This is a genomic window from Mesorhizobium sp. M7A.F.Ca.US.006.01.1.1 (assembly GCF_003997935.1).
GTDB lineage: Bacteria > Pseudomonadota > Alphaproteobacteria > Rhizobiales > Rhizobiaceae > Mesorhizobium.
In genome coordinates, this window is sequence record NZ_RZQL01000288.1 from 1 (window position 1) to 7,705 (window position 7,705).

Consider the following 7,705-nt stretch of genomic DNA (forward strand, 5'->3'; position numbering starts at 1 on the left):
CCCTTGGCTCGGTCGACGGTCTTTTCCGAGATCGCATTTGACAAAGCCGGACAAACTGTATGAAATCATCCACAGGGACGCAATGAGGCAAAATACGTAACATACGATACAGCGCTCCCCGGGGACGGCAGAGTATGGAGAAAGCACGGCCCGCCAGCCTTGCATCGTCTGATACCGTAAGGGTGACCAACCCCCGCGGATCAAGCCCTTTCGTGCTGACTTGCGATCACGCCTCGAACTTCCTGCCCGCCGAATTCGGCACGCTCGGCCTTGCTGTCGAGGACCTGTCGCGCCACATCGCTTGGGATCCCGGCGCGCTGCCGGTTGCCCGCCGCATGGCGCAGGCGCTCGACGCGACGCTGGTCGAGACCCGCATTTCGCGCCTTGTCATCGATTGCAACCGGCCGCTTGACGCGCCCGACCTGGTGCCGCCGGTCAGTGAGACAACGGCCATACCGGGTAATACCGGCCTGTCGGAAAGTGAGCGCGCGGCCCGTGTCGCCCTGTCATGGCGGCCTTTCCACGACGCAATTGCGGGTGTCATCGAAAACAGGCTGTCACACGGTCAGGAAACGCGGCTGGTTTCGGTCCATTCCTTTACGCCGGTATACAAGTCCAAAAACCGGCCTTGGCATATCGGCATCATCCATGACGAGGATCGCCGGCTAGCGGCGCCGCTGATATCGGCGCTGAAGCGGCTTGCCGGCGTCACCGTCGGCGTCAACGAGCCGTATTCACCTGATGACCGCGTCTATTTCACGCTGGAACGGCATGCGCGGTCGCGCGGCCTGCCTTGCGCGATGATCGAAATCCGCAACGACGAAATCGCCGGCGAGACCGGGCAGCGGAAATGGGCGGATCTGCTCACGGGCATTTTTTCGGATCTGGAGCCAGAGGAGGCCGGACACACCAGATCGCATTCAGTCGGAAAGTCAGTTCAATCGGCTAGCTAGAGTGCGATGAGACTGACTCATCTCGCTCGGAGAACAACAGGGGACTTCCAATGGCAGCACCGGGTTATACTGAAGTTGACAAGGCGGAGGACGTAAAGCACCTCCACAGCATGGGCTATGCCCAGGAACTGGAGCGGCGCCTCAGCCGCTTTTCGAACTTCGCCGTTTCCTTCTCGATCATCTGCATCCTGTCGGGCGGCATCAATTCGCTGGCGCAAGGCACCTCCGGCGCTGGCGGCATCGGCATCGGCATCGGCTGGCTGGTCGGTTGCTTCGTCTCGCTGACCTTTGCCGTCGCCATGTCGCAGATCAGCTCGGCCTATCCGACCGCCGGCGGCCTCTACCACTGGGGTTCGATCCTCGGCAACCGCGGCACCGGCTGGGTGACCGCATGGCTCAACCTGCTCGGCCTGATCACCGTGCTCGGCGCCATCAATGTCGGCACCTGGACGTTCTTCATCGGCGCCTTCGGACCGACGCTCGGCATTGAAGGCACGCTGACCAACCAGATGATCTTCCTGGTCATCATCACCGGTGCCCAGGCGCTGATCAACCATCTCGGCATCAAGCTGACGGCCAAGCTGACCGACTTTTCGGGATATCTGATCTTCTTTGGCGCGATCCTGATTGCCGTCGTCTGCCTGATCTCCGCCGAGACCTGGGATTTCAGCCGTCTCTTTACTTTCCACAATTACTCCGGCGATGCCGGCGGCGGCGTCTGGCCGGCGGTGTCGAATGCCTGGGTGTTCGCGCTCGGCCTGTTGCTGCCGATCTATACGATCACCGGTTATGACGCTTCCGCGCACACCTCGGAGGAAACCATCAAGGCGGCTTCTTCCGTGCCGCGCGCCATGGTCATGTCGGTGATCTGGTCGGCCGTTTTCGGCTACCTGTTCCTGGCCGCCTTCGTGCTGATGATCCCGAACATGGACGACGCCGCCAAGCAGGGCTGGAACGTGTTCTTCTGGGCCTTCGACCAGCGCGTCAGCCCCGGCATCAAGGAGTTCGTCTACCTCGTCGTGTTCGTCGCGCAGCTGCTTTGCGGTCTCGCAACCGTGACCTCGGCTTCGCGTATGATCTTCGCCTTCTCGCGTGACGGCGGCCTGCCGGGTTCGGCGACACTCGCCAAGGTCAGCCCGACCTACCGCACGCCGGTGGCGGCGATCTGGACGGCATCGATCCTGTCGGTGCTGTTCGTCTGGGGTTCGACGCTGGTTTCCGTCGCCGGCACCTCGGCCTACACCATCGTCGTATCCTGCACCGTCATCTTCCTGTTCCTGTCCTTCACCGTGCCGATCGTGCTTGGCATGCTCGCCTGGGGCACGCCGAAGTGGGACAAGATGGGGCCGTGGAACATGGGACGCGGCGTGTTCATGCTGTTCGCCTTCCTGTCGATCGTGTCGATGATCCTGATCTTCATCATCGGCATTCAGCCGCCGAACGACTGGGCACTCTACATCACCGTCGGCTTCTTCATCCTGACGGCGATCGTCTGGTTCGGCTTTGAGAAGCGCCGCTTCCAGGGGCCGCCGCTCGGCGACATCATCGCGGCGCGTCAGGCAGCCATCAAGGCGGCCGAGCAGGCCGTCGGCGAAACTGGCCACTGACATCGATCATCATGGCCATGGCCGGCATCGTGCCGGCCATGGTTTCGTTCAACTCATTCAAAGCCCAAGCGCTGGAGTGCCAAAGGAATGGCCGGAAATTTCTCGTTCGATCAGTTGAAGAAAGCGGTCTCCAGCGGTGAGATCGACACCGTGCTGGCCTGCATCGTCGACATGCAGGGACGGCTGGCGGGAAAACGCTTCCTAGCGCAGTACTTCGTCGATTCCGCGCATGACGAAACGCATGGCTGCAACTATCTGCTGGCCGCAGACATCGATATGGAGCCGGTGCCGGGCTACAAGGCCGCGAGCTGGTCCAAGGGCTATGGCGACTTCGTCATGAAGCCGGATCTCGCCACGCTGCGGCGCATTCCCTGGCTGGAAAAGACCGCACTCGTGATCTGCGACGTGCTCGACCACCACACCCATGATGACCTGCCGCATTCGCCGCGCGCCATCTTGAAGAAGCAGGTCAAGCGGCTGGGCGAGCGCGGCTATATCGGCTATTTCGCATCCGAGCTCGAATTCTATCTGTTCAACGAGACCTATGATTCCGCGCGCAAGAAGCACTGGCAGGGTCTCGACACCGCGTCGCCCTATATCGGCGACTACCAGATCGGCATTACCACCAAGGAAGAAGGCGTCATGCGCCGGCTTCGCAACGAGATGGAAGCGGCCGGCATCCCGATCGAAAACTCCAAGGGCGAGTGGGGTCCGGGCCAGGAAGAGATCAATGTGCGCTATGCCGAGGCGCTCGACATGGCCGACCGCCACGTCATCCTGAAGAACGGCGCCAAGGAAATCGCCGAGTCCGAGGGCAAGGCGATTTCGTTCATGTCCAAGTATAATTACGGGCTCGCCGGCAATTCCAGCCACATCCACAATTCGCTGTGGAGCGCCGACGGCAAGACACCGTTGTTCTTCGACAAAAAGGCCGACTGGACGCTGTCGACGCTTGGCCAGCAATGGGCCGCCGGCCAGCTCAAATACGCCAAGGAGTTCACCTGGTTCCTGGCGCCCTACATCAACTCCTACAAGCGCTTCCAGGCCGGTACCTTCGCGCCGACCAAGATCATGTGGAGCGAGGACAACCGCACCGCCGGCTTCCGCCTGTGCGGCGAGGGCACCAAGGGCATCCGCATGGAATGCCGCATCGGCGGCGCCGATCTGAACCCGTATCTTGCTTTCGCAGCGCTGATCGCCGCCGGCCTTGCCGGCATCGACGAAAAGCTGGAATTGCAGAAGCCGTTCGTCGGCGATGCCTATCAGGCATCTCGCCTGCCGGAGATCCCGAAGACGCTGCGCGATGCCACCGACACGCTGGCGAAGTCGAAGATGCTGAAGCAGGCGCTCGGCGAGGATGTGCTCGAACACTACGTCCACACCGCAAAGTGGGAGCAGTTCGAGTACGACCGCCGCATCACGGATTGGGAACTGCATAGAGGGTTCGAGCGGTATTAGTTATCGACCGTTCGCGCCGCCCCTCACCCTTACCCTCTCCCGTGAAGAACGGGAGAGGGGTGCCGGCAGGCGGGTGAGGGGCAGCGCCAGGCCATACGATTTTTGTTGTAGAATACGAGGACTTACAAAATGACCGAGACGGTCAAACTCATTACCCCCGTCGATGGCTCGATCTATGCCGAGCGGCCGATCGCGACCGACCAGGCGATCAATGCCGCGGTCGAGCGTGCCAAGGCGGCGCAGGAGAAGTGGGCGCTGACGCCGATCGTCGAGCGCGGCAAGTACATGCTCGCCATGCTGGAAGCGCTGGTCGCGATATCAGACGAGATCGTGCCGGAGATCGCCTGGCAGATGGGACGGCCCGTGCGCTATGGCGGCGAGTTCGGCGGCGTCAGGGAACGCACCATCTACATGGTCGAGATCGCCGAACAGGCGCTCAAGTCGGTGCCTGCCTCCAACCCGAAGGACGGCTTCCGTCGCTATGTGAAGAAGGATCCGCTAGGCGTCGTCATGGTGATCGCGCCGTGGAATTATCCCTATCTCACCGCCGTCAACACCATTGTGCCGGCGCTGATGGCAGGCAACACCGTGATCCTCAAGCATGCGGCGCAGACGCTGCTGGTCGGCGAGCGCTTCCAACAGGCTTTCGACGGAGTGGGTCTGCCCAAGGGCGTGTTCCAGAATGTCGTGCTCAACCACGCCCAGACCGAAAAACTGCTCGGCTCGGGCAAGATCGACCACGTCAATTTCACCGGTTCGGTCGGTGGCGGCCGCGCCATCGAAAAGGCTGCGGCCGGCACCTTCATGACGCTCGGCCTCGAGCTTGGCGGCAAGGACCCGGCCTATGTGCTGCCTGACGCCAAGATGGATCATGCCGTCGCCAACCTGGTCGACGGCGCCTTCTACAATTCCGGCCAGTGCTGCTGCGGCATCGAACGTGTCTATGTGCACGAGAAGGTCTATGACGAATTCGTTGAAGGCTTCATCGCAGAGACCAAGAACTATGTCGTCGGCAATCCGCTGGAACAGGCGACGACGATGGGGCCGATGGCGCAGGCGCGCTTCGCCGACCTGATCCGTGAACAGAAGGCCGAGGCACTGCGCAAGGGCGCGGTGGCGCACATCAACATGAAGGTGGCAAACGACAAGGCCGGTTCGCCCTACCTGGCGCCGGAGGTGCTGACCAATGTCGATCATCAGATGAGCGTCATGCGCGAGGAAAGCTTTGGCCCGATCGTCGGCATCATGAAGGTGCGCAACGACGAAGAGGCGATCGCGCTGATGAACGACAGCCCCTATGGACTGACCGCTTCGATCTGGACGCGCGATACCGAGCATGCCGTCGCGATCGGCAACCGCGTCGAGACCGGCACGGTGTTCATGAACCGCTGCGACTACCTCGACCCGGCCTTGGTCTGGACCGGTGTCAAGGACACCGGCAAGGGCGCGGGCTTGTCGGCCATCGGCTATGACAATCTCACCAGGCCGAAATCATTCCATCTGCGCGAAGCCATCTGATTTATTGAAAGACAAAAATGTCCAAGCTGATCTCCAAATGGAACTACCCCACCACCGTCCGCTTCGGCGCCGGCCGCATCAAGGAATTGCCGGAGGTGCTGGCGGCCACCGGCATCAAGCGGCCGCTGTTCGTCACCGATCCGGGCCTGGCGAAACTGCCGGTCGTCGCCTCGACGCTGAAGATACTCGACGACGCCAAGGTTCCCTACGGCGTCTTCTCCGAGGTCAGGCCGAACCCGGTCGAATCCAACCTGACCGCCGGCATCGCCGTGTTCAAGAAGGGCAAGCATGACGGCGTCATCGCCTTCGGCGGCGGCTCGGCGCTCGATCTCGGCAAGCTGATCGCCTTCCAGGCCGGGCAGGCCAGGCCGGTGTGGGATTTCGAGGATGTCGACGACTGGTGGGCGCGCGCCAATTCCGATGCGATCGCGCCGATCATCGCCGTGCCGACCACAGCCGGCACCGGATCGGAGGTCGGCCGCGCCGGCGTCATCACCAATGAGGCGACGCACACCAAGAAGGTCATCTTCCATCCGAAACTTCTACCCGCAATCGTCATCGCCGATCCGGAACTCTCGGTCGGCATGCCTGGCTTCATCACCGCCGGCACCGGCATGGATGCGCTCGCGCACTGTCTCGAGGCATATTGCGCGCCGGGGTACCATCCGATGGCCGACGGCATCGCCGTCGAAGGTGTGAGGCTGGTCTTCGAGAACCTGCCGAAAGCCTATGCCAACGGCAGGGATCTCGTCGCGCGCGCCCACATGATGAGCGCCGCCGCCATGGGCGCCACCGCGTTCCAGAAGGGGCTCGGCGCCATCCATTCGCTGTCGCATCCGGTCGGTGCGCTCTATGACACCCATCACGGCATGACCAATGCGGTGTTCATGCCCTATGTGCTCGCCTTCAACCGTGACTCCATCGAGGAGCGTATCGGCCGGCTCGCCGCCTATTGCGGCATCAAGGGCGGCTTCGACGGGTTCGCCAAGGCGATCATCAAGCTGCGCAAGGAATTGAAGGTGCCGCATGCGCTGCCGGGCCTTATCAAGGGGCTCGACATGGACAAGAAACGCAAGGCGCTGATCGCCGACATGGCGGTGGTCGATCCGACCGCCGGCGGCAACCCGGTCAAGCTGACCAAGAAGGCGGCGCTGACCTTGCTCGAAAACGCCATCGCCGGCACGATCTGAGGCGTTTTCCGCGCCGCAAAGTGATCTGAAAAGGGGCTATGAAAACAAGGGGGAGGATGACGGGCAAGGCAAAAACTAGTTAGCCGGAAAAAGAATCGCGGAGCGATTGCTACATCAGGTTAAAAAGAGTTTACTTTTTCGCACTGCGAGCAGCCGCTTTCACAAAGCTTTCATCTGGCTGTCACATGAAAACGATACCGCATCGCAGGCGTCCAACGGCGTCAGTTCAACGGAGAGAACACATGTTCAAATTCACGGGGAAAGTGCTTTCCCTTTCGGCCGCGGCGCTTTTCGCGTCGACGGTGATTTCGTCCGCGGATTCGCTGGACGATCTCGTCAAGGCCGCCAAGGCGGAAGGCCAGCTCACCACCATCGCGCTGCCGCATGACTGGTGCGGTTACGGCGACGTCATCGCCGGCTTCAAGGCGAAGTATCCGGAAATCACCGTCAACGAACTCAATCCCGATGCCGGTTCCGGCGACGAGATCGAGGCGATCAAGGCCAACAAGGACAACAAGGGCCCGCAGGCGCCCGACGTCATCGACGTCGGCCTGTCCTTCGGCCCGACCGCCAAGGCCGATGGCCTGATCCAGCCCTACAAGGTGTCGACCTGGGACTCGATCCCCGACAGCGCCAAGGATGCCGAAGGCTTCTGGACCGGCGACTATTACGGCGTGCTTTCCTTCCAGGTGAACAAGGACCTCGTCAAGGAATCTCCGGCCGACTGGGCCGACCTGCTGAAGCCGGAATTCGCCAACTCGGTAGCCCTAGCCGGTGATCCGCGGGCCTCGAACCAGGCGATCCAGGCGGTTTATGCCGCCGGCCTGTCGTCAGGCGCCGCCGCCGGTGAAGCTGCCGGCACCGCTGGCCTCGACTTCTTCAAGAAGCTTAACGCCGCCGGCAATTTCGTGCCGGTCATCGGAAAGGCCGCGACGCTCGCCCAGGGCCAGACCCCGATCCTCGTCACCTGGGACTACAA

Annotated in this window: 6 protein-coding genes; all 6 read left to right on the top strand. The window is 61.9% G+C overall.

Annotation, left to right across the window (positions count from 1 at the left end; translation table 11 throughout):
- The first annotated feature begins 134 nt into the window (after positions 1 to 134).
- On the top strand, positions 135 to 953 hold the full coding sequence (locus EN943_RS32255) for an N-formylglutamate amidohydrolase (RefSeq protein ID WP_127416041.1): 819 nt from the start codon (positions 135 to 137) through the stop codon (positions 951 to 953).
- A gap of 50 nt (positions 954 to 1,003) precedes the next feature.
- Complete coding sequence (locus EN943_RS32260) at positions 1,004 to 2,560, top strand: amino acid permease (protein WP_127416042.1); 1,557 nt, start codon at positions 1,004 to 1,006, stop codon at positions 2,558 to 2,560.
- A gap of 87 nt (positions 2,561 to 2,647) precedes the next feature.
- On the top strand, positions 2,648 to 4,018 hold the full coding sequence (locus tag EN943_RS32265) for a glutamine synthetase family protein (protein ID WP_127416043.1): 1,371 nt from the start codon (positions 2,648 to 2,650) through the stop codon (positions 4,016 to 4,018).
- A 129-nt stretch (positions 4,019 to 4,147) separates the two neighbouring features.
- Positions 4,148 to 5,536, top strand: coding sequence for an aldehyde dehydrogenase family protein (locus EN943_RS32270; RefSeq protein ID WP_127416044.1), 1,389 nt, complete (start codon positions 4,148 to 4,150; stop codon positions 5,534 to 5,536).
- Positions 5,537 to 5,553: 17 nt separating this feature from the next.
- Positions 5,554 to 6,726, top strand: coding sequence for an iron-containing alcohol dehydrogenase (locus tag EN943_RS32275; protein WP_127416045.1), 1,173 nt, complete (start codon positions 5,554 to 5,556; stop codon positions 6,724 to 6,726).
- A gap of 242 nt (positions 6,727 to 6,968) precedes the next feature.
- Positions 6,969 to 7,705, top strand: a 737-nt coding sequence (locus EN943_RS32280) for an ABC transporter substrate-binding protein (protein ID WP_164778486.1), incomplete at its 3' end; no start/stop codon positions are given.

Bases quoted from the DNA above. Each gene is read 5' to 3' on its own strand.
- EN943_RS32255 (WP_127416041.1), top strand. From the start codon at position 135: ATGGAGAAAGCACGGCCCGCCAGCCTTGCATCGTCTGATACCGTAAGG.
- EN943_RS32260 (WP_127416042.1), top strand. From the start codon at position 1,004: ATGGCAGCACCGGGTTATACTGAAGTTGACAAGGCGGAGGACGTAAAG.
- EN943_RS32265 (WP_127416043.1), top strand. From the start codon at position 2,648: ATGGCCGGAAATTTCTCGTTCGATCAGTTGAAGAAAGCGGTCTCCAGC.
- EN943_RS32270 (WP_127416044.1), top strand. From the start codon at position 4,148: ATGACCGAGACGGTCAAACTCATTACCCCCGTCGATGGCTCGATCTAT.
- EN943_RS32275 (WP_127416045.1), top strand. From the start codon at position 5,554: ATGTCCAAGCTGATCTCCAAATGGAACTACCCCACCACCGTCCGCTTC.